The organism is Streptomyces roseolus (assembly GCF_014649855.1).
Lineage (GTDB): Bacteria > Actinomycetota > Actinomycetes > Streptomycetales > Streptomycetaceae > Streptomyces > Streptomyces roseolus.
Window position 1 is genome coordinate 1 of sequence record NZ_BMTV01000029.1, and the last position, 26200, is coordinate 26200.

20 protein-coding genes are annotated in these 26200 nt (G+C 72.8%); 15 read left to right on the top strand and 5 right to left on the bottom strand.

The genetic code is table 11. From position 1 onward, the window contains the following. The 10 genes from IE245_RS29005 to IE245_RS29050 form a co-directional block, all read left to right on the top strand. On the top strand, nucleotides 1–4185 hold a 4185-nt coding region (locus tag IE245_RS29005), incomplete at its 5' end, for a HAMP domain-containing protein (protein ID WP_189952876.1). A gap of 320 nt (nucleotides 4186–4505) precedes the next feature. Further along, a complete protein-coding gene (locus IE245_RS29010; protein WP_169094221.1) occupies nucleotides 4506–5180 on the top strand; it encodes a response regulator in 675 nt (224 codons plus the stop codon). Between the two features lie 116 nt (nucleotides 5181–5296). Continuing rightward, nucleotides 5297–8143 (top strand): DNA translocase FtsK, encoded by a 2847-nt coding sequence (locus IE245_RS29015; protein WP_189952878.1) that lies wholly within the window; start codon nucleotides 5297–5299, stop codon nucleotides 8141–8143. 296 nt (nucleotides 8144–8439) lie between these two features. Continuing rightward, nucleotides 8440–9261, top strand: coding sequence for a helix-turn-helix domain-containing protein (locus IE245_RS29020; RefSeq protein WP_189952880.1), 822 nt, complete (start codon nucleotides 8440–8442; stop codon nucleotides 9259–9261). Between the two features lie 83 nt (nucleotides 9262–9344). Continuing rightward, nucleotides 9345–10832 (top strand): 30S ribosomal protein S12 methylthiotransferase RimO, encoded by a 1488-nt coding sequence (gene rimO / locus IE245_RS29025; protein ID WP_189952882.1) that lies wholly within the window; start codon nucleotides 9345–9347, stop codon nucleotides 10830–10832. Continuing rightward, nucleotides 10829–11512 (top strand): CDP-diacylglycerol--glycerol-3-phosphate 3-phosphatidyltransferase, encoded by a 684-nt coding sequence (pgsA, locus tag IE245_RS29030; protein WP_189952884.1) that lies wholly within the window; start codon nucleotides 10829–10831, stop codon nucleotides 11510–11512. The genes rimO and pgsA overlap by 4 nt, the downstream gene beginning before the upstream one ends. Beyond that, the gene (locus IE245_RS29035; RefSeq protein ID WP_189952886.1) at nucleotides 11509–12033 is read left to right on the top strand and encodes a CinA family protein; all 525 of its coding nucleotides are present in this window, start codon (nucleotides 11509–11511) and stop codon (nucleotides 12031–12033) included. The genes pgsA and IE245_RS29035 overlap by 4 nt, the downstream gene beginning before the upstream one ends. Before the next feature lie 109 nt (nucleotides 12034–12142). Then, a complete protein-coding gene (locus tag IE245_RS29040; protein ID WP_189952888.1) occupies nucleotides 12143–12526 on the top strand; it encodes a helix-turn-helix domain-containing protein in 384 nt (127 codons plus the stop codon). Nucleotides 12527–12705: 179 nt separating this feature from the next. Next, nucleotides 12706–13176 carry a Dps family protein gene (locus IE245_RS29045; RefSeq protein ID WP_189952890.1) on the top strand — a complete coding sequence of 157 codons (471 nt, stop codon included), beginning with the start codon at nucleotides 12706–12708 and terminating at the stop codon, nucleotides 13174–13176. 168 nt (nucleotides 13177–13344) lie between these two features. Continuing rightward, nucleotides 13345–13599 carry a hypothetical protein gene (locus tag IE245_RS29050; RefSeq protein WP_189952892.1) on the top strand — a complete coding sequence of 85 codons (255 nt, stop codon included), beginning with the start codon at nucleotides 13345–13347 and terminating at the stop codon, nucleotides 13597–13599. A gap of 72 nt (nucleotides 13600–13671) precedes the next feature. Here IE245_RS29050 and IE245_RS29055 read toward each other — a convergent pair whose 3' ends face one another. Further along, nucleotides 13672–14490, bottom strand: coding sequence for an Fpg/Nei family DNA glycosylase (locus tag IE245_RS29055; protein ID WP_189952894.1), 819 nt, complete (start codon nucleotides 14488–14490; stop codon nucleotides 13672–13674). A 65-nt stretch (nucleotides 14491–14555) separates the two neighbouring features. Beyond that, nucleotides 14556–19199: an Lhr family ATP-dependent helicase gene (locus IE245_RS29060; protein ID WP_189952896.1), complete on the bottom strand. Its 4644-nt coding sequence runs from the start codon at nucleotides 19197–19199 to the stop codon at nucleotides 14556–14558. A gap of 136 nt (nucleotides 19200–19335) precedes the next feature. On the opposite strand from IE245_RS29060, the gene IE245_RS29065 reads away from it, so the two are divergent. Genes IE245_RS29065 through IE245_RS29075 form a run of 3 tightly spaced genes read left to right on the top strand, consistent with a single transcriptional unit; the run spans nucleotide 19336 to nucleotide 21297 of the window. Next, nucleotides 19336–20211 (top strand): AraC family transcriptional regulator, encoded by an 876-nt coding sequence (locus IE245_RS29065; RefSeq protein WP_189952898.1) that lies wholly within the window; start codon nucleotides 19336–19338, stop codon nucleotides 20209–20211. 10 nt (nucleotides 20212–20221) lie between these two features. After that, on the top strand, nucleotides 20222–20983 hold the full coding sequence (locus IE245_RS29070) for an AzlC family ABC transporter permease (protein WP_373305422.1): 762 nt from the start codon (nucleotides 20222–20224) through the stop codon (nucleotides 20981–20983). Continuing rightward, on the top strand, nucleotides 20980–21297 hold the full coding sequence (locus IE245_RS29075; RefSeq protein WP_189952900.1) for an AzlD domain-containing protein: 318 nt from the start codon (nucleotides 20980–20982) through the stop codon (nucleotides 21295–21297). The genes IE245_RS29070 and IE245_RS29075 overlap by 4 nt, the downstream gene beginning before the upstream one ends. A 57-nt stretch (nucleotides 21298–21354) precedes the next feature. Here IE245_RS29075 and IE245_RS29080 read toward each other — a convergent pair whose 3' ends face one another. Beyond that, nucleotides 21355–22305: a hypothetical protein gene (locus IE245_RS29080; protein ID WP_189952902.1), complete on the bottom strand. Its 951-nt coding sequence runs from the start codon at nucleotides 22303–22305 to the stop codon at nucleotides 21355–21357. Nucleotides 22306–22384: 79 nt separating this feature from the next. Between IE245_RS29080 and IE245_RS29085 the strand changes: the two genes are divergently transcribed. Both IE245_RS29085 and IE245_RS29090 read left to right on the top strand, forming a co-directional pair. After that, nucleotides 22385–22579: a DUF3046 domain-containing protein gene (locus IE245_RS29085; protein ID WP_189952904.1), complete on the top strand. Its 195-nt coding sequence runs from the start codon at nucleotides 22385–22387 to the stop codon at nucleotides 22577–22579. 267 nt (nucleotides 22580–22846) lie between these two features. Next, a complete protein-coding gene (locus IE245_RS29090; protein ID WP_189953031.1) occupies nucleotides 22847–23980 on the top strand; it encodes an AI-2E family transporter in 1134 nt (377 codons plus the stop codon). A gap of 18 nt (nucleotides 23981–23998) precedes the next feature. Here IE245_RS29090 and IE245_RS29095 read toward each other — a convergent pair whose 3' ends face one another. Beyond that, nucleotides 23999–24778 carry a cytochrome d ubiquinol oxidase subunit II gene (locus IE245_RS29095; protein ID WP_189952906.1) on the bottom strand — a complete coding sequence of 260 codons (780 nt, stop codon included), beginning with the start codon at nucleotides 24776–24778 and terminating at the stop codon, nucleotides 23999–24001. Nucleotides 24779–24816: 38 nt separating this feature from the next. Next, nucleotides 24817–26097 carry a cytochrome ubiquinol oxidase subunit I gene (locus tag IE245_RS29100; RefSeq protein WP_189952908.1) on the bottom strand — a complete coding sequence of 427 codons (1281 nt, stop codon included), beginning with the start codon at nucleotides 26095–26097 and terminating at the stop codon, nucleotides 24817–24819. Nucleotides 26098–26200: the final 103 nt, after the last annotated feature.

The window sequence follows — 26200 nt, forward strand, 5'->3', positions numbered from 1 at the left end:
CTGAAGAACACCGTGAACACGATGGTGGACCAGCTGTCGTCGTTCTCGTCCGAGGTGACCCGGGTCGCCCGCGAGGTCGGCGTCGAGGGCCGGCTCGGCGGGCAGGCGCAGGTGCAGGGCGCGGCCGGCACGTGGAAGGACCTCACCGACTCGGTGAACACCGCCTTCCACAACCTCACCGGGCAGGTGCGGGACATCGCGCAGGTGACGACGGCGGTGGCCAACGGCGACCTGTCGCAGAAGGTCACGGTGGACGTGGCCGGCGAGATGCTGGAGCTGAAGAACACCGTCAACACGATGGTGTCGCAGCTGTCGTCCTTCGCCGACCAGGTGACCCGGATGGCCCGCGACGTGGGCACCGAGGGCCGGCTGGGCGGTCAGGCGCGGGTGGACGGGGTCTCCGGCCGCTGGCGCGAGCTGACCGACTCGGTGAACTTCATGGCCGGGAACCTCACCTCCCAGGTGCGGCAGATCGCGCAGGTGACGACGGCCGTGGCGCGCGGCGACCTGTCGCAGAAGATCGACGTGGACGCGCGCGGCGAGATCCTGGAGCTGAAGAACACCATCAACACGATGGTCGACCAGCTCTCCGCCTTCGCCGACCAGGTGACGCGGGTGGCCCGCGAGGTGGGCACCGACGGACGGCTCGGCGGGCAGGCGCAGGTGCCGGGCGTCGCCGGCGTGTGGCGGGACCTCACCGACTCGGTGAACGGCATGGCCGGGAACCTGACGGCCCAGGTGCGGAACATCGCGCAGGTCGCCACGGCGGTCGCGCGCGGCGACCTGTCGCAGAAGATCGACGTGGACGCCCGGGGCGAGATCCTGGAGCTGAAGAACACCCTCAACACCATGGTGGACCAGCTGTCGTCCTTCGCGGACCAGGTGACGCGGGTGGCCCGCGAGGTGGGCACCGAGGGCATCCTCGGCGGCCAGGCCGAGGTGCAGGGGGTCTCGGGCACCTGGAAGGACCTGACCCAGTCGGTGAACTTCATGGCGAACAACCTGACCTTCCAGGTCCGGAACATCGCCGAGGTCACCACCGCCGTCGCCCGCGGCGACCTGTCGAAAAAGATCACCGTCGACGCCAAGGGCGAGATCCTGGAGCTCGTCACCACCGTCAACACGATGGTGGACCAGCTGTCGAACTTCGCCGACGAGGTGACCCGGGTGGCCCGTGAGGTGGGCACCGAGGGCATCCTCGGCGGCCAGGCCCGGGTGCGCGGGGTCACCGGCATCTGGAAGGACCTGAGCGACAACGTCAACCTGATGGCCAACAACCTGACCAGTCAGGTGCGGAACATCGCCCGGGTCTCCTCGGCGGTCGCCAACGGCGACCTCACGAAGAAGGTGACGGTCGAGGCGCGCGGCGAGGTCGCCGAACTCGCCGAGACCGTGAACACGATGGTGACGACGCTGTCCTCGTTCGCCGACGAGGTGACCCGGGTGGCCCGCGAGGTGGGCACCGACGGCATCCTCGGCGGCCAGGCCCGGGTGCCCGGCGGCTCCGGCACCTGGAAGGACCTCACCGACTCGGTGAACAGCATGGCCGACAACCTCACCGGCCAGGTGCGGCAGATCGCCGCGGTCACCACCGCCATCGCCAAGGGCGACCTCACCAAGAAGATCGACATCGAGGCGCGGGGGGAGATCCAGGAGCTGAAGAACACCATCAACACGATGGTCGACCAGCTGTCGAACTTCGCCGAGGAGGTCACCCGGGTGGCCCGTGAGGTGGGCACCGACGGGCAGCTCGGCGGCCAGGCGCGGGTCCGGGACGTCGAGGGCACCTGGAGCGACCTCACCCTCTCCGTGAACGAGATGGCCGGGAACCTCACCCGGCAGGTGCGCGCCATCGCGGCCGTCGCCACCGCGGTCACCCGCGGCGACCTCAACGTCAAGATCGACGGTGTGGACGCGGCCGGCGAGATCCAGGCGCTCCAGGAGAACATCAACACGATGATCGCCAACCTGCGCGACACCACCCTCGCCAACGACGAGCAGGACTGGCTGAAGTCCAACCTGGCCCGCATCTCCGGCCTCATGCAGGGCCGCCGGGACCTCGACGACGTGGCCTCGCTCATCATGAGCGAGCTGACGCCGGTGGTCTCCGCCCAGCACGGTGCCTTCTTCGTGGCGACGCCGACCGGTTCCACCAACCACGACACCGAACTCGTCGGCGAGGGAAGCGGCTCGTACGAGCTGCGCATGCGCGGGAGTTACGGCTACTCGGCCGGGTCCATGCCGACCTCGTTCCGCCCCGGCGAGACGCTCATCGGGACGGCGGCGGAGGAGAAGCGGACCATCCAGGTCAACGTGCCGCCCGGCTACCTGAAGATCTCGTCCGGGCTCGGCGAGGCCTCGCCCGCGCACGTGATCGTGCTGCCGGTGCTCTTCGAGGGCAAGGTCCTCGGCGTGATCGAGCTGGCGTCCTTCCAGCCCTTCACCCAGATCCAGCGCGACTTCCTCAACCAGATCGCCGAACTCATCGCGACCACGGTCAACACCATCAGCGTCAACACCAAGACCGAGGTGCTGCTCAAGCAGTCGCAGGAGCTCACCGAGCAGCTCAGGGAGCGGTCGGCGGAGCTGGAGCACCGGCAGAAGGAGCTCCAGAACTCCAACGCCGAGCTGGAGGACAAGGCCGAGCTGCTTGCCCGCCAGAACCGCGACATCGAGGTCAAGAACACCGAGATCGAGGAGGCCCGGCAGGTCCTGGAGGAGCGCGCCGAACAGCTCGCCGTCTCCATGCGCTACAAGTCCGAGTTCCTCGCCAACATGTCGCACGAGCTGCGCACGCCGCTCAACTCGCTGCTCATCCTGGCCAAGTTGCTCGCGGACAACGCGGACACCAACCTCACCCCGAAGCAGGTCGAGTTCGCCGAGACCATCCACGGCGCCGGCTCCGACCTGCTCCAGCTCATCAACGACATCCTCGACCTGTCGAAGGTCGAGGCGGGCAAGATGGACGTCTCCCCGACCCGGATCGCCCTGGTGCAGCTCGTCGACTACGTGGAGGCGACCTTCCGGCCGCTCACCGCGGAGAAGGGCCTGGACTTCTCGGTCCGGGTCTCGCCCGAGCTGCCCGCCACGCTCCACACCGACGAGCAGCGGCTCCTCCAGGTGCTGCGCAACCTGCTGTCGAACGCGGTGAAGTTCACCGACTCCGGCGCGGTCGAGCTGGTGATCCGGCCGGCCGGCGCGGACGTGCCGCAGTCCATCAGGGAGCAGCTCCTGGAGGCCGGTTCGCTGCGCGACGCCGACGGCGACCTCATCGCCTTCTCGGTGACCGACACCGGCATCGGCATCGCGGCCAGCAAGATGCGGGTCATCTTCGAGGCGTTCAAGCAGGCCGACGGCACCACCAGCCGCAAGTACGGCGGTACGGGCCTCGGGCTCTCGATCAGCCGGGAGATCGCCCGGCTGCTCGGCGGCGAGATCTTCGCGGCGAGCGAGCCGGGCCGCGGCTCCACCTTCACCCTCTACCTGCCGCTGAACCCGACCGAGGTGCCGCCGCACGGGTACGGTCAGGGCGAGGCGGACGAGCCGGGACCGGAGGCCGAGGACGGCCCGTCCGGCCCCACCTTCCCGCACTTCCCGCCCGCGCCCGCGCGGAGCGAGGCCCGGTCGGGCGCCGGGGCGCTCTTCCGGCACCGGAGGAAGGCCGAGGCCGCGGCGGAGACGCCGGAGGGGGCGGGCACGGTCGAGGTCCGGGGCGCGGTCCCCGGGCAGCAGGGCCCCGAGGACGTCCTCGGGGAGGCCGCGGGCGCGCAGCCGGAGCGCGGTGCGCAGCCGCCGCGCACCTACTCCTTCGCCGGCGAGAAGGTCCTCATCGTCGACGACGACATCCGCAACGTCTTCGCCCTCACCAGCGTGCTGGAGCAGCACGGGCTCGCGGTGCTGTACGCGGAGAACGGGCGGGAGGGCATCGAGGTCCTGGAGCAGAACGACGACGTGACGGTCGTCCTGATGGACATCATGATGCCGGAGATGGACGGGTACGCGACGACGACCGCGATCCGGCGGATGCCGCAGTTCGCGGGGCTGCCGATCATCGCGCTCACCGCGAAGGCGATGAAGGGCGACCGGGAGAAGGCGATCGAGTCGGGGGCCTCCGACTACGTCACCAAGCCGGTCGACCCCGACTACCTGCTGACCGTCATGGAGCAGTGGATGCGGGGCGAGTGAGGCCCGGCCGCCGGGCGCCGGGCCCTCTCGGGACCGGCGCCCGGCGGCGTGCCTCCGGAAAGCGCGGCGTACTGTCGCCGTCGGCGTGTGAGGGCGCCGGATTCGGGGAACCTTCTCGACCCGCGCCCCGTTTCCGCACTGTGCACAGTGACATCACGGTGACAGGGTGTGGCGACAGGCGGGGTGCGGCTACGATGACCGGCACAAGGACGGACGGCGCCAGGAAGCCGTCCTCCGGGGCGGCGCCCGGTGCTTCTCCCGGTTCCGGCAGGAGTTCCGGAAGCCGGGTCGAGCCGTTGCCGGGACGAGGAGGACGGGGCATGGTGCAGAAGGCCAAGATCCTCCTGGTCGATGACCGGCCGGAGAATCTGCTGGCGCTGGAGGCCATTCTCTCCGCGCTCGATCAGACGCTGGTGCGGGCATCGTCCGGGGAGGAAGCGCTCAAGGCGCTGCTGACGGACGACTTCGCGGTCATCCTGCTCGACGTCCAGATGCCCGGAATGGACGGCTTCGAGACCGCCGCGCACATCAAGCGCCGCGAGCGGACCCGGGACATCCCGATCATCTTCCTCACCGCGATCAACCACGGCCCGCACCACACCTTCCGGGGGTACGCGGCCGGCGCGGTCGACTACATCTCGAAGCCGTTCGACCCGTGGGTGCTGCGCGCCAAGGTCTCGGTCTTCGTCGAGCTGTACATGAAGAACTGCAAGCTGCGCGAGCAGGCGGCGCTGCTGCGGCTCCAGTTGGAGGGCGGCGGCGAGGGCGGCCAGGGCAAGGAGGCCGCCGGGCTGCTCGCCGAGCTCTCCGCCCGGCTCGCGGCCGTCGAGGAGCAGGCCGAGGCGCTCTCCAAGCAGCTCGACGACGAGTCCGCCGACGCGGCGGCCGTCGCCACCGCCGCCCATCTGGAGCGCAAGCTCACCGGACTGCGGCGGGCCCTTGACGCGCTGGAGCCCGGCACCGGAGGCGTACCCCCGCTGCCCGCGCAGAGCTGAGCCGGCGTCACCCGGAGGCCGTTCCGGGGTGAGCGGTCGTCAGCTTCGGGGCGGGGCAAGGACGACACGTTCGGGTGAGGCGGACAGCCCGGCCGCTCACCGGTAACCTCGACACCATGGCTTCACGTACGTCCGGCAAGGGCTCCCAGGGCACCGCACCATCGCGCGCCGGACGGACCACGGGCGCGGCGAAGAAGACCACCGCCAAGTCCGCAGCCAAGTCCACCGCGAAGTCCCCGGGCAAGGCGCCCGCGAAGAAGGCGGCGGCCAAGAAGGCCGCGCCCGCCAGGCGCGCGCCCGCGAAGAAGACCGCGGCGAAGCGGCCGGCGCCCCGGCCCGCGCCGTCCCCGACCGGCGGCGTGTACAAGGTGGCGAAGGGTGCCGCGCACGGCGTCGGCGCGGTGTTCCGGGGGATAGGACGCGGCGCGAAGGGGCTCGACCCCGTCCACCGCAAGGACGGGCTCGCGCTGCTGCTGCTCGGCGGTGCGCTGGTCGTCGCCGCCGGGACCTGGTCCCACCTGGACAACCCGGTGGGCGACCTCGTCGAGATGCTGGTCACCGGCGCCTTCGGCCGGCTCGACCTGCTGGTCCCGCTGCTCCTCGGCGCCATCTCCTTCCGGCTCTTCTGCTACCCGGAGCGGCCCGAGGCCAACGGCCGGATCGTCATCGGGCTCTCCGCCCTCGTCATCGGCGTCCTCGGGCAGGTCCACATCGCCTGCGGTTCGCCCGGCCGGGACTCCGGCGCGGAGGCCATGCAGGACGCGGGCGGGCTGATCGGCTGGGCGTCCTCCCAGCCGCTGGTGTTCATGACGGGGGAGGCGCTCGCCGTCCCCCTGCTCGTGCTGCTCACCCTCTTCGGCCTGCTCGTCGTCACCGCCACCCCCGTCAACGCGATCCCGCAGCGGCTGCGCGCCCTCGGCGTCCGGCTCGGGCTGGTCGAGCCCGCGTACGAGGAGGCCGCCGAGGAGTACGCCGGGCACGACTACGACGCCTACGAGCCGTACGACGACGACCCGAGGCAGGCGCCGCCGCGCGCCGCCCGCCCGGCCAGGCGCCGCGGCGGGCCCGCCGACCCGTACGACGTGGACCGGGTCGAGGCGGAGGCCCTGGAGCGGCGCGGCCGCACCGTCCGGCCCCGCACGAGCGCCCCCGACCCCGATCTCGGCCTCGACCCGGTCGACGTGGCCGCCGCCGCGGCCGCCGCGCTCGACGGCGCGGTGCTCAACGGGATGCCGCCGTCGCCGCTGGTCGCCGACCTCACCCGGGACGTGACCGCCGAGCGGGACGCCGCCCTGGCCGAGGGGGCCGGGGCGGCGACGGACGAGGCCACCGGGCCCGTACCGCCGAAGCCGAAGACGCCGCCGAACGTGCCGACCGCGCGGGGCGGGCAGAAGCGCCCCGCGGGTGGACCCGTACCGGATCTGACCAAGCCGGCGCCGGAGCCGACGGACCTGCCGCCGCGGGCCGAGCAGCTCCAGCTCGCCGGCGACATCACGTACGCGCTGCCCTCGCTCGACCTCCTGGAGCGGGGCGGGCCGGGCAAGACCCGCAGCGCCGCGAACGACGCCGTCGTCGACGCGCTGTCGAACGTCTTCACCGAGTTCAAGGTGGACGCCGCCGTCACCGGCTTCACCCGGGGGCCGACGGTCACCCGGTACGAGGTCGAGCTCGGGCCCGCCGTGAAGGTCGAGAAGATCACCGCCCTGACGAAGAACATCGCCTACGCGGTGGCCTCGCCGGACGTGCGGATCATCTCGCCGATCCCCGGCAAGTCCGCGGTCGGCATCGAGATCCCCAACAGCGACCGCGAGATGGTGAACCTCGGGGACGTGCTGCGGCTCGCGGACGCGGCCGGGGACGAGCACCCGATGCTGGTCGCGCTCGGCAAGGACGTCGAGGGCGGCTACGTGATGGCCAACCTGGCGAAGATGCCGCACGTGCTGGTCGCAGGCGCCACCGGCTCCGGCAAGTCCTCCTGCATCAACTGCCTCATCACCTCGGTGATGATAAGGGCGACCCCGGAGGACGTCCGGATGGTGCTCGTCGACCCCAAGCGGGTCGAACTCACCGCCTACGAGGGCATCCCGCACCTGATCACCCCGATCATCACCAACCCCAAGCGGGCCGCCGAGGCCCTCCAGTGGGTGGTGCGCGAGATGGACCTGCGCTACGACGACCTGGCCGCCTTCGGCTTCCGGCACATCGACGACTTCAACCAGGCGATCCGCGACGGCAAGGTGCAGCTGCCGCCCGGCAGCGAGCGCGAGCTCAAGACGTACCCGTACCTGCTCGTCATCGTCGACGAGCTCGCCGACCTGATGATGGTCGCGCCCCGCGACGTCGAGGACGCCATCGTCCGCATCACCCAGTTGGCCCGCGCCGCCGGCATCCACCTGGTGCTCGCCACCCAGCGGCCCTCGGTGGACGTCGTCACCGGCCTGATCAAGGCGAACGTGCCGTCCCGGCTCGCCTTCGCCACCTCCTCGCTCGCCGACAGCCGGGTCATCCTCGACCAGCCCGGCGCCGAGAAGCTCATCGGCAAGGGCGACGGCCTCTTCCTGCCGATGGGCGCGAACAAGCCGACCCGCATGCAGGGGGCCTTCGTCACCGAGGCCGAGGTCGCGGCCGTCGTGCAGCACTGCAAGGACCAGATGACGCCGGTCTTCCGGGACGACGTCACCGTCGGCACCAAGCAGAAGAAGGAGATCGACGAGGAGATCGGCGACGACCTCGACCTGCTGTGCCAGGCGGCCGAGCTCGTCGTCTCGACCCAGTTCGGCTCGACGTCGATGCTCCAGCGGAAGCTGCGGGTGGGCTTCGCCAAGGCCGGCCGGCTGATGGACCTGATGGAGTCGCGGAACATCGTGGGCCCCAGCGAGGGCTCCAAGGCGCGGGACGTGCTCGTCAAGCCGGACGAGCTGGACGGGGTGCTCGCGGTGATCCGCGGCGAGTCGGAGGAGTGACGGGAGGGGACGCGCGGGCCGGCCGGAGCGGGGTGCGCGTTCGAGACCTGGCCGAGACTCACTCGTAAGGGAACAGAGGGCAACCGTTTCCCCTCGTCGTACGTCAAGTTGGACGGAGGGGAAGAGGATGTCCCCTCAGAGGCCGTCTTCCCGGAGGACTTCCCCCCGGAGGACGTCCGCCGTCGGGATGTACAACCTCATGGCGTACAAACCGCACCCGCCCGGTTGCCCCACCCTTTCGTACCACCCATAGACTGAACGTCCAGCAGGTGGCTACACGCTCGAAAGGCGCTCTCGTGTCCATCGGCAACTCCCCCGAAGACGACCGGACGTTCCCGTCAGACGACCGGGAACCGATCGGTCGCACCCTCCAGCAGGCCCGCATCGCCGCCGGCCTCAGCGTCGAAGAGGTCAGCGCCTCCACCCGTGTCCGGATCCCGATCGTGCACGGCATCGAGGAGGACGACTTCTCGCGCTGCGGCGGCGACGTCTACGCACGAGGTCACATCCGCACGCTCGCGCGCGCCGTCGGGCTCGATCCGGCGCCGCTGATCGAGCGGTACGACGCCGAGCACGGTGGCCGTCCCTCGCCCACCCCCGCCGCCCCGCTGTTCGAGGCGGAACGCATCCGCCCCGAGCCCCGGCGGCCCAACTGGACCGCGGCGATGGTCGCGGCGATCGTCGCCGTGGTCGGCTTCGTCGGCTTCACGATGTTCAACGGCACCGACGAGCCGAAGGGGACCACGGCCGCCGAGGGCGGCCCGGCCCCGGCCCCGGAGAAGGCGTCCTCCCCGGCCAAGCCGAAGCCCGTCAAGCCCGCCCCCAAACCGACCGAGAGCGCCATCGCGGCCGTCCCGGCCGACAAGGTCACCGTCAAGCTCACCGCCGACGGCAAGAGCTGGATCTCGGCCAAGGCCTCCGACGGCAAGATGCTCTTCGACGGCTTCCTCCAGGAAGGCGACACCAAGACCTTCCAGGACGACGAGAAGGTCGACCTCGTCCTCGGCAACGCCGGCGCGATCGAGCTCTACGTCAACGGCAAGAAGGTCTCCGGAAAGTTCGAGGACGGCCAGGTGGAGCGCCTCAGCTACACCAAGGGCGACCCCGAGGCCGGCTGACCGAGCGGGTGTGGTGTGACCTCCGTCGCGCAGGTGAACCCTGAGCGACGGGGTCACGTCCGGGACGAAGTAGTCTTGAGTCCATGCCCGAACGCCGTACCGTCGCCCTTGTCACTCTCGGCTGCGCCCGTAACGAGGTGGACTCGGAGGAGCTCGCAGGCCGCTTGGCAGCGGACGGCTGGGAGCTCGTCGAGAACGCCGAGGACGCAGACGTCGCCGTCGTCAACACCTGCGGCTTCGTCGAAGCCGCCAAGAAGGACTCCGTCGACGCCCTCCTCGAAGCCAATGATCTGAAGGATCACGGCAGGACCCAGGCCGTCGTCGCCGTCGGCTGCATGGCCGAGCGCTACGGCAAGGAGCTGGCCGACGCCCTCCCCGAGGCCGACGGAGTGCTCGGCTTCGACGACTACGCCGACATCTCCAACCGCCTCCAGACCATCCTCAGCGGTGGCAGCGTCGAGGCCCACACCCCGCGCGACCGGCGCAAGCTCCTCCCGCTCTCCCCGGTCGACCGCCAGCAGGCCGCCGCCGAGGTCGCCCTCCCGGGCCACGGAGCCGCCGAGGAGCCGCAGAACGTCCCGGGCGACCTGCCCGAGGGCCTCGCGCCCGCCTCGGGGCCCCGCGCCCCGCTCCGCCGCCGTCTCGACCGCAGCCCCGTCGCCTCCGTGAAGCTCGCCTCCGGCTGCGACCGCCGCTGCTCCTTCTGCGCCATCCCGTCCTTCCGCGGCAGCTTCGTCTCCCGCCGTCCCTCGGACGTGCTGAACGAGACGCGGTGGCTCGCCGAGCAGGGCGTCAAGGAGATCATGCTGGTCTCCGAGAACAACACCTCGTACGGCAAGGACCTCGGCGACATCCGCCTCCTGGAGGGCCTGCTGCCCGAGCTCGCGGCCGTCGACGGCATCGAGCGCGTCCGGGTCAGCTACCTCCAGCCGGCCGAGATGCGCCCCGGCCTCATCGACGTGCTGACCTCCACCGACAAGGTCGCGCCCTACTTCGACCTGTCGTTCCAGCACAGCGCCCCCGACGTGCTGCGCGCCATGCGCCGCTTCGGCGACACCGACCGCTTCCTCGACCTCCTCGCGACGATCCGCGAGAAGGCCCCGACGGCCGGTGCCCGGTCCAACTTCATCGTCGGCTTCCCCGGCGAGACCGAGGCCGACTTCGTCGAGCTGGAGCGTTTCATCACCCACGCCCGGCTCGACGCCATCGGAGTCTTCGGCTACTCCGACGAGGACGGCACCGAGGCCGCCACGTACGAGCACAAGCTCGACCAGGAGGTCGTCGACGCCCGTCTCGCCCACCTCTCCCGCCTCGCCGAGGAGCTCACCGCGCAGCGCGCGGAGGAGCGGATCGGGGAGATGCTGGAGGTACTGGTGGAGACCGAGGACGAGGAGGACGGCTGGATCGGCCGCGCCGCCCACCAGGCCCCGGAGACGGACGGGCAGGTGATCCTCACCGACGGTGGTGGCGCGGGCCTCGACCTGGCCCCGGGCCGTATGGTCAGGGCGAAGGTCGTGGCCGGCGAAGGCGTCGACCTCGTGGCGGAGTATGTCGAGGAGGTGGGCAGATGACCGGAGTCCCGGCATCCGCGACGGGCGGGACCGGCAGGCCGGCGCCCCGCGGCAAGCTGGGCTCGGCGGCCGTGAACCCCGTCAGCGTCTGGAACATCGCCAACATCCTCACCATGATCCGGCTGGTCCTCGTGCCGGGCTTCGTGGTGCTGCTCCTCCAGGACGGCGGGCACGACCCCGCCTGGCGGGCCTGGGCCTGGGCGGCGTTCGCCGTCGCCATGATCACGGACGTCTTCGACGGACATCTCGCCCGCACGTACAACCTGGTCACCGACTTCGGGAAGATCGCCGACCCGATCGCCGACAAGGCGATCATGGCCGCCGGACTCATTTGCCTGTCGGCCCTCGGCGATCTGCCGTGGTGGGTGACGGCGGTGATCCTGGCGCGCGAGCTGGGGATCACTCTGATGCGTTTCTGGGTGATCCGGCACGGGGTCATCCCGGCCAGCCGGGGCGGCAAGATGAAGACGCTCGCCCAGGGCACGGCCGTGGGCATGTACGTGCTCATGCTGACCGGCCCGCTGGCCACGCTGCGCTTCTGGGTGATGACGGTGGCGGTCGTGCTGACCGTCGTCACCGGTCTGGATTATGTGCGACAGGCGGTCGTGCTGAGGCGCAGGGGGCTGGCGGCCGAGCGGGCCGCGGCCCGCTCGGGGGCGACGGAGGCCTCGGCGCGATGAGCGCGGTGGCCGCCCGCGTCCTCGGTCTGCTCACGGAGCGCGGCCAGACGCTGGCCGCCGCCGAATCGCTCACCGGCGGCCTCGTGGCCGCCGAGCTCACCGGGACGCCCGGCGCGTCCCGCGCCTTCCGCGGCTCCGTCACCGCGTACGCGACCCCCCTCAAGAACGAGCTCCTGGGGGTGGACGCCGGCCTGCTGCGGGAGCGCGGGGCGGTGGATCCCGAGGTCGCGCTGCAGATGGCACGGGGTGTGCGCGAGCGGCTCGGGGCCGACTGGGGGATGGCGACGACCGGTGTCGCGGGGCCCGATCCGCAGGACGGGCAGCCCGTGGGGACCGTCTACGTGGCGGTCGCCGGACCCGCCACGACAGGCGCGGCGGCCGGGAAAGTGGTCTCGTTGAGATTGAACGGCGATCGCGCGGACATTCGTAGAGAGAGCGTGCGGAGCGTGCTGGAACTGCTCCACGCGGAACTCTCGGGAAATGCGCGGGCACAGGATACGGAACAGAACGGGGGGAATTGATGTTTGCAGCCCTGAGTGAACACGACATCGCTCCCCGCACGGCCGCGGCGCAAGGCGGTACGGTGGGGCGTGAAGGATGCGGCTACGCGGTCCGAGGAGGGAGCCACCGATGATTCTGCTCCGTCGCCTGTTGGGTGACGTGCTGCGTCGGCAGCGCCAGCGCCAGGGCCGTACTCTGCGCGAAGTCTCCTCGTCCGCCCGAGTCTCGCTCGGCTATCTCTCCGAGGTGGAGCGGGGGCAGAAGGAGGCTTCCTCCGAGCTGCTCTCCGCTATCTGCGACGCGCTGGACGTACGGATGTCCGAGCTCATGAGGGAAGTGAGCGACGAGCTGTCACTGGCCGAACTGGCCGCGTCGGCGGCTTCGAGCGAACCGGTGCCTGCGCCGGTCCGTCCGATGCTCAATTCGGTGTCGGTGACGTCGGTGGCCGGTGTGTCCACCGAGCGGGTGACCATCAAGGCGCCCGCGGAGGCCGTGGACGTCGTCGCCGCCTGATTCCCCGAACGGGTCGAAGCCCCGGTCGGTGCCCCTTGACGGAGCATCGGCCGGGGCTTCGACGTGATGTTCTTTCGCTTCGGAGCTTTTGTCGGCGCTTCAGGTCTTTTGTTTGAGATGCCGGATTCCGGACAGGCGTGCCATGGTGGGGGAGACGTTCGACTGGTTGGAGATTCCGCATGTCTGTCGTGAAGAGCCCGCTGTCCGAGACCGACCTCAAGACGGTCGGCGACGCCCTCCAGGGCGCCCTCGTCGATCTCGTCGACCTGGCCCTGGTCGCCAAGCAGGTGCACTGGAACGTCGTGGGGCCGCGGTTCCGCTCCGTCCACCTGCAGCTGGACGAAGTGGTGGACACCGCACGGCTGCACTCCGACACCGTGGCCGAGCGGGCCTCGGCGCTGGGGGTCAATCCCGACGGGCGGGCGGCGACGGTGGCCGCCGGCAGCGCCATCGGTGCCGTCCCGGAGGGCTGGATCAAGGACGCCGACGCCGTACGGATCCTGGTGACCTCGCTCGGCGCCGTCATCACCCGGATGCGGGAGCGGGTGGAGGCCACCGGCGAGCCCGACCCCGTCAGCCAGGACATCCTCATCGGCCTCACGGCCGACCTCGAGAAGCATTCGTGGATGTTCCAGGCCGAGAGCGCCTAGGCGGCCGACGTGGCGATACGTGACGCGGGGGCTGCTGTCCGGAGCGCTCCCGGGGCCGAGCGCGGGGGCGACCGCCGGATCGCGCGCGGGGTGTGCGCCGGGTCTGACACCGGTGCGCCCTCCCGCCGGGTGATCCTGCCGGTCTAGCGTCGAGCGCAGGAGGCGGCCATGGTACGGCGACGGGTTCCGCTGGTGACGCTCACGCTGATCGCGGTCGGACTGGTGGTCGGGGGGCTCTGGTGGTGGGCGGTGCTGCGCCTGCTGCTGGTTCCGGGGGACTCCGGACCGGTCGAGGGGGCGGTGGCCGCGGGCGGCTGGGGGCTGAGCCTGCTGCCGGTGCACGTGGCCGCCTCTTCACGGCCCGCGCGCCTCACCAGGGCATGGCGGCGTCGCCGTTCGGACGCGGGATCCGTCCCGTCGTGAACGAGGCGCGGCCGGTGAGGTCGTACGCCGAGAGGCCCATGCCGGGGCTGTACGACTGGAGATGACGGGCCGTCAATTGTGTGGGGTGTGCTGGTCCGAGGGAGTTCCCCGGGGGCCGTGCTGGCAGCCCGGGCACCAGTAGGTGACGCGGTCGCCGAGCTCCGCCTTGCGGACGGGGGCGCCGCAGCGCAGACAGGGGCGGCCCTCGCGGCCGTAGACGTGGAGCGGGGTGCGGGGCCGCCGGGTGGTCGTGGTGCGGCGGTCGGGACGGTCCTTGTTCGCCTCCAGGAGGCGGTGGGCGGTCGCCATCAGGCGGGGCGGGATCCCGGGGTCCAGCTCGCCGACCGGGAGCCACGGGGTGACGGCCGCGAGGAAGGCCAGCTCCGACTTGTAGACGTTCCCGATGCCGGCGAGATTGCGCTGGTCGAGCAGGGCCTCGCCGAGGGAGCGGGACGGATCGGCGAGAAGACGGCGCGCCGCCTCCTCCGGGTCCCAGTCCGGGCCGAGCAGGTCGGGGCCCAGATGGCCGACCGCCCGGGCCTCCTCGGCGGTACGGAGCAGTTCCAGGACCGGGAGGCGGTAGCCGTACGCGGTGTGCTCCTCGTTCCCCAGCACGGCGCGGATCTGGTGCTCGGGGCCGCCGCGCGGGCGCTCCCCGGTCGGGTACACCTTCCACGCGCCGTCCATCCGCAGGTGCGAGTGGAGGGTGAGCCCTCCCTCGATCCGGGTCAGGAGGTGCTTGCCGCGCGGGGTGACGTCCAGGACCGCGCGACCGGTGAGGTCGGCGGTCGCGAAGCGGGGCACCCGCAGGTCGGCGCGGGTCAGCACCCGGCCGGCGAGCGCGGTGTGCAGTCGGCGGGCGGCCTGCCAGACGGTGTCTCCTTCGGGCATGGGGCCATGATGCCGGTCGGGGCGACTTCGTGGGCGGGGGCGGTGGTGGGCGGCCTTCGGGCGGGTCAGGATCTGAGGCGGAGTCCTCGGGGGGTGGCCAGGAAGCCGGCCGCCTCCAGGGGGCGGGCCAGGGGGGAGGTCAGGGCCGTCGCGCCGTTGATCCGCTCGACCGTGACCGTGCCCAGGGCGCCCGCCCGGGCCGCCTCGGCCAGGGCGCCGGCCGCCGCCGCGAGGGCCGGAGCGTCCGGCTCCGTCGGCCAGGACAGCACCGTCTTGCCGCCGCGCTCCACGTACAGGATCAGCTCGCCGTCGACCAGGACCACCAGGGCGCCCGCCTTGCGGCCGGGCTTGTGGCCCGCGCCGGTCGGCGGCTCCGGCCACGGCAGGGCCGCCCCGTACGCGTTCGCCGGGTCGGCGGCGGCCAGCACCACCGCCCGCGGGCCCGCGGCCGCCTCGGCGCCCCGGTCCCGGGCGGTCGCCGCCGCCCGCAGCCGGTCCACGGCCCCGTCCATCGCGAACTGGGCCGCGCCCAGCCCCTCCACGACATAGCCGCGCCGGGCCTGGCCGCTGTCCTCGAAGGCGGACAGGATCCGGTAGACGGCGGAGAAGCCGCCCGCGACGCCCTCGGCGGCCACGGCGCCGCGGGTCACCACCCCGTGCCGGTCCAGCAGGGTGCGGGCCAGCGCGTGCGCCCGGTGGGTCGGCTCGGGCTCGGCGGGCGGCAGCAGCGCCCAGCGGCCCGAGGCCGTCGGCGGGCCGGAGCGGGAGGCGGGACGGGTGGCGCCCAGCGTGCCGTACCGCCCGCGCGGCACCGTGCGCCGGGCCCGGTGGGCGGTGGAGCCGGCGGTGCGGCCCGAGCCGAGGAAGGAGCGCAGCGGTGCCAGGGTGTCGTTGGTGAGCCGGCCCGACCAGGCCAGGTCCCAGAGGGCGTCGGCGAGCTGGGGGTCGGTGGCGTCCGGATGGGTGGTGATCCGGACCTGGTCGGCGATCTGCCGGAAGAAGAGGCCGTATCCGCCGGTCAGGGCCGTCAGGACCGACTCGTGGAGCGCGGTGAGCTCCAGCGGATGGGGCGGGGGCAGCAGCAGCGGGGCCGCGTCCGCGAGGTAGAGCGAGACCCAGCCGTCCTTGCCGGGCAGCGAGCCCGCCCCGGCCCAGACCACCTCGCCGGTGGTGGTCAGCTCGTCGAGCATCGCCGGGGAGTAGTCCCGGACCCGGGACGGCAGGACCAGCTTCTCCAGGGCCGACGCCGGCACGGGTGCGCCCTGGAGCTGCTCGATCGCGCGGGCCAGGCCGTCGATCCCGCGCAGGCCGCCGCCCAGGTGCTGCCACTGGGGGAGGAAGGTCGCCAGGGCCGCCGGGGGCACCGGTTCCAGCTCGTGCCGCAGCGCCGCCAGGGAGCGGCGTCGCAGCCGGCGCAGGACGGCGGCGTCGCACCACTCCTGGCCGATGCCCGAGGGGTGGAACTCGCCCTGGACGACCCTTCCGGACGCGGCGAGGCGCTGGAGGGCGCCGTCGGTGACGGCGGCGCCCAGGCCGAATCGGGCGGCGGCCTGGGAGGAGGTGAAGGGGCCGTGGGTGCGCGCGTACCGGGCGAGGAGGTCGCCGAGCGGGTCCTTGACCGGTTCGGTGAACGCCTCGGGGATGCCGACCGGCAGCGCCGTGCCGAGGGCGTCGCGGAGCCGGCCCGCGTCCTCGATCGCCGCCCAGTGCTCGGCGCCCGCGATCCGCACCGTGATCACGCGCCGGGAGCGGGCCAGCTCCCGCGCCCAGCCCCCCTCGGCGCCGCGCGCGGTGAGCTCGGCGTCGGTCAGCGGGCCGAGGATCCGCAGCAGGTCCGCCACGCCCTCGGCGTCCTTGATCCGCCGCTCCTCGGTCAGCCACTGGAGCTCCCGCTCCAGCTCGGCCAGCACCTCGGGGTCGAGCAGCTCGCGCAGCTCCGCCTGGCCGAGGAGCTCCGCGAGGAGCCGGGAGTCCAGGGAGAGGGCGGCCGCCCGGCGCTCGGCGAGCGGGGAGTCGCCCTCGTACAGGAACTGTGCCACGTAGCCGAAGAGCAGGGAGCGGGCGAAGGGGGACGGCTCGGGGGTGGTGACCTCGACGAGGCGGACGCGGCGGGCCTCGATGTCGCCCATCAGCTCGGTGAGACCGGGGACGTCGAAGACGTCCTGGAGGCATTCGCGGACGGCCTCCAGGACGATCGGGAAGGAGCCGAACTCGCTCGCCACCTGGAGCAGTTGGGCGGCCCGCTGGCGCTGCTGCCAGAGCGGGGTGCGCTTCCCCGGATTCCGCTTCGGCAGCAGCAGGGCGCGGGCGGCGCACTCGCGGAAGCGGGAGGCGAACAGGGCGGAGCCGCCCACCTGGTCGGTGACGATCTGCGCCACCTCGCCCTTGTCGAAGACGGTGTCCGCCGCGCCCACCGGCGCCCGGTCCGCGTCGTACACCGTGTCCTGGTGGCGGCCGGGGTCGACCGGTTCGTGGTCCAGCAGGTCGAGCCCCAGGTCGAGGCCCATCAGATCGGCGTCGGGCAGGCGCAGCACGATGCCGTCGTCGGCGTGCATCACCTGCGCGTCCATGCCGTACCGCTCGGCGAGGCGGGCGCCGAGCGCCAGTGCCCACGGCGCGTGCACCTGCGCCCCGAAGGGGGAGTGGACGACGACCCGCCAGTCGCCCAGCTCGTCGCGGAAGCGCTCCACCAGGATCGTGCGGTCGTCCGGCACGTGGCCGCAGGCCTCGCGCTGCTCCTTCAGATACGCCAGGACGTTCTCCGCCGCCCAGGAGTCCAGGCCCGCGGTGATCAGCCGCAGCCGGGCGTCCTCCTCGCCGAGCGCGCCCAGCTCGCGCAGGAACGAGCCGACCGCGCGGCCCAGTTCGAGCGGCCGGCCCAGCTGGTCGCCCTTCCAGAACGGCAGCCGCCCCGGCACGCCCGGCGCCGGCGACACCAGGACCCGGTCGCGGGTGATGTCCTCGATCCGCCAGGAGGTGGTGCCCAGCGTGAAGACGTCGCCGACCCGCGACTCGTACACCATCTCCTCGTCCAGCTCGCCGACCCGGCCGCCGCCCTTCTTCGGGTCCGACCCGGCGAGGAACACCCCGAACAGGCCCCGGTCCGGGATGGTGCCGCCGGAGGTGACCGCGAGCCGCTGGGCCCCCGGGCGGCCGGTGACCGTGCCCGCCACCCGGTCCCACACCACGCGCGGGCGCAGCTCGGCGAAGGCGTCCGAGGGATAGCGGCCGGCGAGCATGTCGAGCACGGCCGTGAAGGCCGATTCGGGGAGCGAGGCGAAGGGGGCGGCCCGGCGGACCACCGTCAGCAGGTCGTCCACCTGCCAGGTGTCGAGGGCGACCATCGCGACCAGTTGCTGGGCGAGCACGTCCAGCGGGTTGGCCGGGATCCGCAGCGCCTCGATGGAGCCCGAGCGCATCCGCTCGGTGACGACGGCCGCCTGCACCAGGTCGCCGCGGTACTTGGGGAACACCACGCCCGTGGAGACCGCGCCGACCTGGTGGCCCGCGCGGCCGACGCGCTGGAGCCCGGAGGCCACCGAGGGCGGCGACTCGACCTGGACGACGAGGTCGACCGCGCCCATGTCGATGCCGAGCTCCAGGCTGGAGGTGGCGACCACGGCGGGCAGCCGGCCCGCCTTCAGGTCCTCCTCGACCTGGGCGCGCTGCTCCTTGGAGACCGAGCCGTGATGGGCGCGGGCGAGCAGTGGAGGCGCGCCCTTCGCGGCGCCCGACTGGGCCATGACCTCGGCGGGCGGGGCACCTTCGGGGGCGGGCTCGCCGGTGGCCCGCTCGTAGGCGATCTCGTTGAGGCGGTTGCAGAGGCGCTCGGCGAGGCGCCGGGAGTTGGCGAAGACGATCGTGGAGCGGTGGGACTGGACGAGGTCGGCGATCCGCTCCTCGACGTGCGGCCAGATCGACGGCCTGTCGCCGCCGTCCTTGCCCTCGGAGGCGGGGGATCCGCCCAGCTCGCCCATGTCTTCCACGGGCACGACGACGGAGAGGTCGAACTCCTTGCCCGACGGGGGCTGGACGATCTCCACCTGGCGGTTGGGGGAGAGGAAGCGGGCGACCTCGTCGACCGGACGGACCGTGGCCGACAGGCCGATCCGGCGTGCGGGGCGGGGCAGCAGCTCGTCGAGCCGCTCCAGGGTGAGGGCCAGATGCGCGCCGCGCTTGGTGCCGGCGACCGCGTGGACCTCGTCCAGGATGACCGTCTCCACCCCCGACAGCGCCTCCCGGGTGGCCGAGGTCAGCATGAGGAAGAGGGACTCGGGGGTGGTGATCAGGATGTCCGGCGGCCTGGTGGCGAGCGCGCGGCGCTCGGCCGCCGGGGTGTCGCCGGACCGGATGCCGACCCGCACGTCCGGCTCGGACAGCCCGAGGCGTACGGCCTCCTGGCGGATGCCGGTGAGGGGCGAGCGGAGATTGCGCTCCACGTCGACGGCGAGCGCCTTCAGCGGGGAGACGTACAGCACCCGGCAGCGCTTCTTCGGTTCGGCCGGGACCGGCACGGACGCCAGCCGGTCCAGGGAGGCGAGGAAGGCGGCCAGCGTCTTGCCCGAGCCGGTCGGGGCCACGACGAGCACGTCCGAGCCCGCTCCGATGGCCCGCCAGGCGCCCTCCTGGGCGGCCGTGGGCGCGGTGAACGCCCCGGTGAACCACCCTCGGGTGGCCGGGGAGAAGTCTTCGAGCGCGGACGTGACCATGCCCCCCATCGTGCACCCGGCCACCGACAACCGCCGTGACCTGTGGAAAACCCGGCCCGGTCCGCGCCCGCCCTCACCCTGACGGGCGGCTTCCCCCCGGTCGTCGCCCCGGCCGGCGCGAGCGCAGAATGGACGCATGGCGAGGGGCGAGCGGGCACGGTACTGGCAGTACGCCGAGCTGCCGGGGGTCGATCTGCTGCACGCCCACTACATCCAGAAGACCTTCTCCCGCCACACCCACGAGACCTTTGTCTACGCCGCGATCACCGAGGGCGTCGAGTCGTTCCACTCGGGGAGCGAGCTCGTCCACGCCGGTCCCGGGCAGATAGCCCTGGTGAACCCCGACACCCCGCACACCGGGTACGCGGGCGTCCCCGAGGGCTGGACCTACCGCACGATCTACCCGGACGCGGAGCTCATCGGCTCCATCGCCGCCGACGCCCTCGGCGTCCGCGCCCCGGTCGGCTTCACCCGGCCCGTCGTCGACGACCCCTACGCCGCCCAGCTCGTGATCGGCGTCCACCGGGCCGCCGAGGAGGGCAACGCCCTCGCCGCCGACAGCCTGCTCCGCCTGGTCACCGCCCGGATGCTGCGCAGCCACGGCGGCCGACTGCGCCCCTCGGCGCCCCCCGGCGCGGGGGCCAGGGACGCGGCGCGGGCGCGCGAGGTCCTGGAGGAGCGGATGGCCGAGCCGCCCACCCTGGAGCGGCTCGCCGCCGACCTCGGCACCAGCCCCTTCGCGCTGCTGCGGGCCTTCCGCGCCGAGTACGGCATGCCGCCGCACACCTGGCTCACGGACGCGCGCGTCCGGCGCGCCCGGCGGCTCCTCGACGCCGGAACGCCGCCGGCCGAGGCGGCCGTCGCCGTCGGCTTCACGGACCAGCCCCACCTCAACCGCCACTTCACCCGCAGCGTCGGCGTCCCGCCCGGCGCCTACCAGCGCTCCCGGGGCGTGGACCTCCGCCGTGGCGGGCGCAAGAACGTACAAGACGGGTCGGGAACGGGCTCGTAACGTCTCCGACGTGGCAGAACAGACAGCACACCCCGCCACGGGGAACATACGTGACCGATCATCCGCCGGGACGGCCGGTGGCGCGGGCAAGCCGGACTCCGCCGTCGTCAGGGACGCGCTCGGCGTCGGCGTCGCCGTCGGCCTCTCCGGCTTCGCCTTCGGAGTGACCTCGGCGGGCGCCGGGCTCACCCTGCTCCAGACCTGCGCGCTCAGCCTGCTCGTCTTCACGGGCGCCTCCCAGTTCGCCCTCGTCGGCGCCCTCGCCGGCGGTGGGAACCCCTTCACGGCCGCCGCCGGGGCCTTCTTCCTCGGCACCCGCAACGCCTTCTACGGGCTGCGCCTCTCCCAGCTCCTCGCCCTGCCGAGGTCCGCGAAGCCGTTCGTCGCGCAGTGGGTCATCGACGAGACCACCGCCGTCGCCCTCGCCCAGCCGGACCGCAGGTCCGCCCGGATCGGCTTCACCGTCACCGGGCTCACCCTCTACGTCCTGTGGAACCTCACCACCCTGCTCGGCGCGCTCGGCGCCGAGGCCATCGGCGACACCGCCGCCTGGGGGCTGGACGCCGCCGGGCCCGCGGTCTTCCTCGCGCTGCTCGCCCCGATGCTGAGGACCGCGACCGAGCGGGCCACCGCCGGCGTCGCCGCCGTCCTCGGCCTGGGCCTGCTGCCCGTGCTCCCGGCCGGCGTCCCCGTCCTGGTCTCGGCGCTCGCCGCCCCCGCCGTCCTCTGGCTCCAGGGCCGGCGGACGCGGAACGAGGAGGCCGCCCGATGAACGGCACCCACGTCTGGATCGCGATCGGCCTGACCGTCGCCGGCTGCTACCTGGTCAAGCTGATCGGCCTGCTCGTCCCGGCGCAGACCCTGGAGCGGCCGCTCGTCCAGCGGCTCGCCGCCCTGCTGCCCGTCGCCCTGCTCGCGGCGCTCACCGCCCAGCAGACCTTCGCCACGGGCACGGACCTGGTCCTGGACGCCCGGGTCGCCGGCGTCGCCGCCGCGGCGCTCGCGCTCGTCCTGCGCGCCCCCTTCCTGGTCGTCGTGGGCGCCGCCGTCCTCGTGACGGCTGGGGTCCGGGCCCTGGGCGGCTGAGGCCGGAAGCCGTACGGAACCCGGCCGGGCGGTCCCACGCGCGCGTGGGACCCGGGATCAGTCCTCCAGCGGACGCCCGTAGGCGCGCAGGGTGCGCAGGGCGTCGATCGTGACGATCGGCCGCCACTCCAGGGCCGAGCCAGGTGCCCAGGCCCGCCACCGGATCGGCCAGCCGCCGTCCTCGTCCTGCTCCGCCGCGAGGAAGTCCAGCGAGCGGGACAGCTCCTCGTCGGTGAACCAGCCGCGGGCGAGCGAGTCCGGCACGCGCGCGTAGTCGTGCGGATAGTGGTGCTCGCCGGGCGCGTACCCGTCGGCCACGGGGAAGTCCTCCGGACGCTCCGGGTCGAGGACGGCGAGCCGCTGCTCGCGCACGAGGCGTCCGAGCCGGTCGGCCGCCGCTTCGGCCCGCGGCCGGTCCGGTGCCGAGTCGAGGAAGGCCACCGCCGCCTGCACCTCGTACGGATGCGACTTCTCCAGCGCTTCCACCGCCGCCCAGCAGAACTCGGTGGCCCGGAACAGCCAGGCGTGCCAGACCTGGTTGCGGTGGAGCGTGCCCACCACCGGGCCCGTCGACAGCAGCTCGCCCGGGGGGTCGTCGACGACCGGGACGAACGGCGCCGAGGGGTAGCCGCGCTGGGAGGGATGGATCGCCGGCAGCGCCCCCTCGTGCGTGGAGACCGCCGTCAGGTAACGGCAGATCCGCTCCACCCGCAGTCCGCCGCAGCGCCCGATGGAGTCCAGGACCCGCAGGGCGTGCGCGGTGTGCAGCGGCTGGCTGACCGGGCCGCGCAGGTCCGGTTCGAGCCCGTGGCCGTAACCGCCGTCCTCGTCGAGGTACGCGGTCAGGGCCGCCTCCACCTGGTCCGCGCCGCCGCGCAGGAAGTGGTAGGCGAATCGGCGCTGTTCGAGCACCCGGGCCGTCAGCCAGACGAACCGCTCGGCGCGTGCCAGCGGCGACCCGGGGGACGCCGTGGAAGAGGGCGGGGAGGAGAGGGGTTTTTCGGCCATGCTCAGACCGTAGGGCGGAACCGTGCGGTGGCAAGCCCCGTCGGGCGGGCTGCACTCTTGGGAGCGGGATACTGGAGTCATGCGGTTGACGATTTTCTGGGAACGGATGGCCGACCACTTCGGCGCCGGGTACGCCGACTCCTTCGCGCGCGACCACGTCCTGTCCGAACTGGGCGGCCGGACCGTCCACGAGGCGCTGGACGCCGGCTGGGAGGCCAAGGACGTGTGGCGGGTGGTCTGCGGCGCCATGGACGTCCCCGCCGAGAAGCGCTGAGGGCGTCCCGCGGCGATCCGGTCCGACCCCGGGCGGATTGTCCGCCGGGTGCGCGAGACTTGCGGAGTGGCCCCGACTGACGAGACCGAGATGACCGCCCGGAAGACACCCGCGACGCCCGCCGCACCCGTGAGCCCCGAGACCTCGGTGCCCCCGGCCGCCGCCCCGGACGGGCCGCCCGACGCGAGCGCGTCGCCCGGCGGACCCGCGGCCGGCTCGGGAGGGCAGCCGCCCGCCGACGCCACCGCCGTGGCAGCCGGCGCGCGCATGCCCCGCTGGCTGCCCCGGGCGATGGTCCTGGCGCTCGCCCTCTACGCCTGCTTCCAGCTGGGCGACTGGGCCTTCCACCAACTCGTCGGCCTGCTCGTCAACATCCTGCTCGCCTTCTTCCTCGCGCTCGCCATCGAGCCGGCCGTCGGCCGCATGGCGGCCCGCGGGATGCGCAGGGGACTCGCCACCTTCCTCGTCTTCTTCGGCGTCCTCGCCGTCGGCATCGGCTTCGTCGTCCTCCTCGGCTCGATGCTCGCCGGCCAGATCGTCGACATGGTCGAGAACTTCCCCAAGTACCTCGACTCGCTCATCAACTGGATCAACGAGACCTTCCACACCGAGCTCTCCCGGGTCGAGGTCCAGGACAGCGTGCTCAAGTCGGACTGGCTGCAGAAGTACGTGCAGAACAGCGCCACCGGCGTCCTCGACGTCTCGGCCACCGTCCTCGGCGGGCTCTTCCGGCTGCTGACGATCTTCCTCTTCGCCTTCTACTTCGCCGCCGACGGGCCCCGGTTCCGCCGCGCGCTCTGCTCCGTCCTGCCGCCCGCCCGACAGGCCGAGGTGCTGCGCGCCTGGGAGATCGCGGTCGACAAGACCGGCGGCTACCTTTACTCGCGCGGCCTGATGGCCCTCATCTCGGGCGTCGCGCACTTCGTGCTCTTCGAGATCCTCGACGTGCCCTACGCCCCCGCCCTCGCGGTCTGGGTCGGCCTGGTCTCCCAGTTCATCCCCACCATCGGCACCTATCTGGCCGGTGCCCTGCCGATGCTCATCGCCTTCACCGTGAACCCCTGGTACGCACTGTGGGTGCTCGGCTTCGTCGTGGTCTACCAGCAGTTCGAGAACTACGTCCTCCAGCCCAAGCTCACCTCCAAGACGGTCGACATCCACCCGGCGGTGGCCTTCGGTTCGGTGGTCGCGGGCACCGCGCTGCTCGGCGCCGTCGGCGCGCTGATCGCCATCCCGGCCGTGGCCACCCTCCAGGCCTTCCTCGGGGCGTACGTGAAGCGGTACGACGTCACGGACGACCCGCGGGTGCACGGCCACCGGCGGTACGGCGAGGCCGTCGTGGCCCGGCTCCAGAAGGCCCTCCAGCACAAGAAGGAGAAGCAGGGCACCGAGGACGTCTGACGGGCCGCGGCGGCGGGTTCACAGGTACGAGGGGCCGGTGACGCGGCCCCGGAAGGCGTACCAGACCCATGCCTGGACCGCGGCGAGCAGCGGTGTCACCACGGCCAGCGCCGGCACGAGCAGGGCCAGCGTCCCCGGCGCCGCGGCCCGCTCGGCCAGCGGCAGCGCCGCACCCGCCCAGAGCGTCAGCCCGCCCAGTGGGACGGCGGTGAGGGCGACCGGGTGCCAGGGTCTCCCGGCCCGCCCGACCAGCCGCCGGGCCCGCTGGTACGGGGCGCCGGTGAGCCGCAGCGAGGCGAAGCCGAGGCCGTGCGCGGCGAACAGGGCGGCGACCGCCGGGGCGGCCACGAGGGCGACGGGTCCACCGGCGGGCTCGTACGGTCTGCCGGTGAGGAGGGCCACGAGCAGCAGGCCCCAGGACAGGGCGACCGTCCAGCTGCCGGCCGTCACGGCGGCGTCGCAGGCCGCGCGCCAGCGGGGGCCCGGGCCACGACCGCGCGACCACAGGGCGGCGTCCCGCACGATCCACCCGGCCAGAAGGGCCACGAGAACCGGCGCCTGGCCGCTCAGCAGCTCGCCCTCCAGCGCGGGGAAGCAGCCGACGAGGACGCCGACGGTGGCGACCAGCCACACCTCGTTCCCCAGGAAGAAGGGGGCGAAGGAGGCGAGGACGAGTCTGCGCTCGGCGTCGCCGCGGCCGAGCCAGGGCAGCAGCATGCCGCTGCCGATGTCCGTGCCGGCGAGCACGGCCCAGCCGACGGCGCAGCAGGCGAGCAGGGTGACGGCGAGGGTTTCCACAGTGCTCCTCGGGCCGGGGACAGGGGTGGACGGACGGTCTAGTACGGGGGCAGGGGCGGGGCCTGCAGGGCCTCCTCCCGCGTTCGTTCGTCCCGGCCGAGGCCCGTGTCGACCGGGCCCCGGCGGGCGTGCCGGGCGAGCAGCCAGGCGTTGAGGACGGCCAGCAGCAGGAAGAGCGCGGCGAACACGGTCAGCGAGAGCCGCATCGTGCCGGGGGAGAGCGCCGAGACGGCGTCCTCCGTCCTCAGCAGCCCGTACACCACCCAGGGCTGGCGGCCCGACTCGCGGAAGACCCAGCCGCCGGTCATGGCGAGGTACGGCAGCGGCACGGAGGCCATCAGGACCAGGTGCCAGAGCCGGAACCGCAGGACGGCCTTCCTGAACGCGGCCAGGATCACGCCGGCGAAGCAGAGGTACATCATCAGGCCGAAGGCGATCAGCATCACGAGGCCGCCGCCCCGGGTCCAGCCCTCGGAAGGTATGTAGTCGCCCGGGCCGAAGCGGGTGGCCAACTCGGCCTGTACCCGGGCGATCTCGGCCGCCTGCCCCCGGAAGACCGCCGCCTTCATCGGCTGGAAGGAGGCGAGGGCGGCGAACTGGAGGCCGCCGCTGACCGCCGCCGCCATCAGGGCCGGCGCCGCGACGAACACCCCGGTCCGCAGGCTCCGGCGGAAGAAGTCCGCCTCCGCGGTCCGCCGGAACAGGTGGTACGCGCTGACGCCCGCCATGAAGAAGCCCGCGGTGAGCAGCGCTCCCGCCAGGACGTGGACGAGCGGGAGCAGCGCGGCCGGGTTGGTGAGGACCGCGGCCGGGTCGGTCAGGACCAGCTCGCCGCCCTCGGAGCCGTACCCCACCGGGTGGTTGAGGAAGCCGTTGGAGACGAGGATCCAGTACGCGGAGAGGTAGGCGGTCAGGACGACGACCCAGATCGTCGCCAGGTGGGCCCAGCGGCCGAGCCGGTGCCAGCCGAAGATCCACAGGCCGAGGAAGGTGGACTCGACGAAGAACGCGACGAGCGTCTCCACGGCCAGGGAGGCGCCGAGTATGTTGCCGGCCTCGTGGGTGAGGCCGCTCCACGCCATGCCGAACTGGAACTCCATGACGAGACCGGTGACGATCCCGACCGCGTAGTTGATCACGTAGGGCTGGCCCCAGAAGCGGACCTGGCGGGCGTCCTCCGGGCGCCGGGTGAGCGTGGCGCGGGTCTGGAGGACGGCCACGATCGTTCCGAGGCCCAGGGTGAGGGCGACGAAGAGGAAGTGGCCCGCGGCGGTGAGGCCGAACTGCAGCCGCGCGAGATCGAGTACGTCCTGATGCACTCCCCAAGGGTGCTCCGCGGGCCTCCCGCGGCACATCTGACCTGGGGTGACAGTCGTGGGCCCGTGGCGTACACCTTCGGATGCGCGGTACCGGCCCGCGCGT

Coding starts and splice junctions, on each gene's coding strand:
- IE245_RS29085 (WP_189952904.1), top strand. CDS start 22,385: ATGCGGTTGACGATTTTCTGGGAACGGATGGCCGACCACTTCGGCGCC.
- rimO (WP_189952882.1), top strand. CDS start 9,345: ATGCCCGAACGCCGTACCGTCGCCCTTGTCACTCTCGGCTGCGCCCGT.
- IE245_RS29080 (WP_189952902.1), bottom strand. CDS start 22,305: ATGGCCGAAAAACCCCTCTCCTCCCCGCCCTCTTCCACGGCGTCCCCC.
- pgsA (WP_189952884.1), top strand. CDS start 10,829: ATGACCGGAGTCCCGGCATCCGCGACGGGCGGGACCGGCAGGCCGGCG.
- IE245_RS29075 (WP_189952900.1), top strand. CDS start 20,980: ATGAACGGCACCCACGTCTGGATCGCGATCGGCCTGACCGTCGCCGGC.
- IE245_RS29065 (WP_189952898.1), top strand. CDS start 19,336: ATGGCGAGGGGCGAGCGGGCACGGTACTGGCAGTACGCCGAGCTGCCG.
- IE245_RS29055 (WP_189952894.1), bottom strand. CDS start 14,490: ATGCCCGAAGGAGACACCGTCTGGCAGGCCGCCCGCCGACTGCACACC.
- IE245_RS29090 (WP_189953031.1), top strand. CDS start 22,847: ATGCCCCGCTGGCTGCCCCGGGCGATGGTCCTGGCGCTCGCCCTCTAC.
- IE245_RS29045 (WP_189952890.1), top strand. CDS start 12,706: ATGTCTGTCGTGAAGAGCCCGCTGTCCGAGACCGACCTCAAGACGGTC.
- IE245_RS29035 (WP_189952886.1), top strand. CDS start 11,509: ATGAGCGCGGTGGCCGCCCGCGTCCTCGGTCTGCTCACGGAGCGCGGC.
- IE245_RS29015 (WP_189952878.1), top strand. CDS start 5,297: ATGGCTTCACGTACGTCCGGCAAGGGCTCCCAGGGCACCGCACCATCG.
- IE245_RS29040 (WP_189952888.1), top strand. CDS start 12,143: ATGATTCTGCTCCGTCGCCTGTTGGGTGACGTGCTGCGTCGGCAGCGC.
- IE245_RS29060 (WP_189952896.1), bottom strand. CDS start 19,199: ATGGTCACGTCCGCGCTCGAAGACTTCTCCCCGGCCACCCGAGGGTGG.
- IE245_RS29050 (WP_189952892.1), top strand. CDS start 13,345: ATGGTACGGCGACGGGTTCCGCTGGTGACGCTCACGCTGATCGCGGTC.
- IE245_RS29010 (WP_169094221.1), top strand. CDS start 4,506: ATGGTGCAGAAGGCCAAGATCCTCCTGGTCGATGACCGGCCGGAGAAT.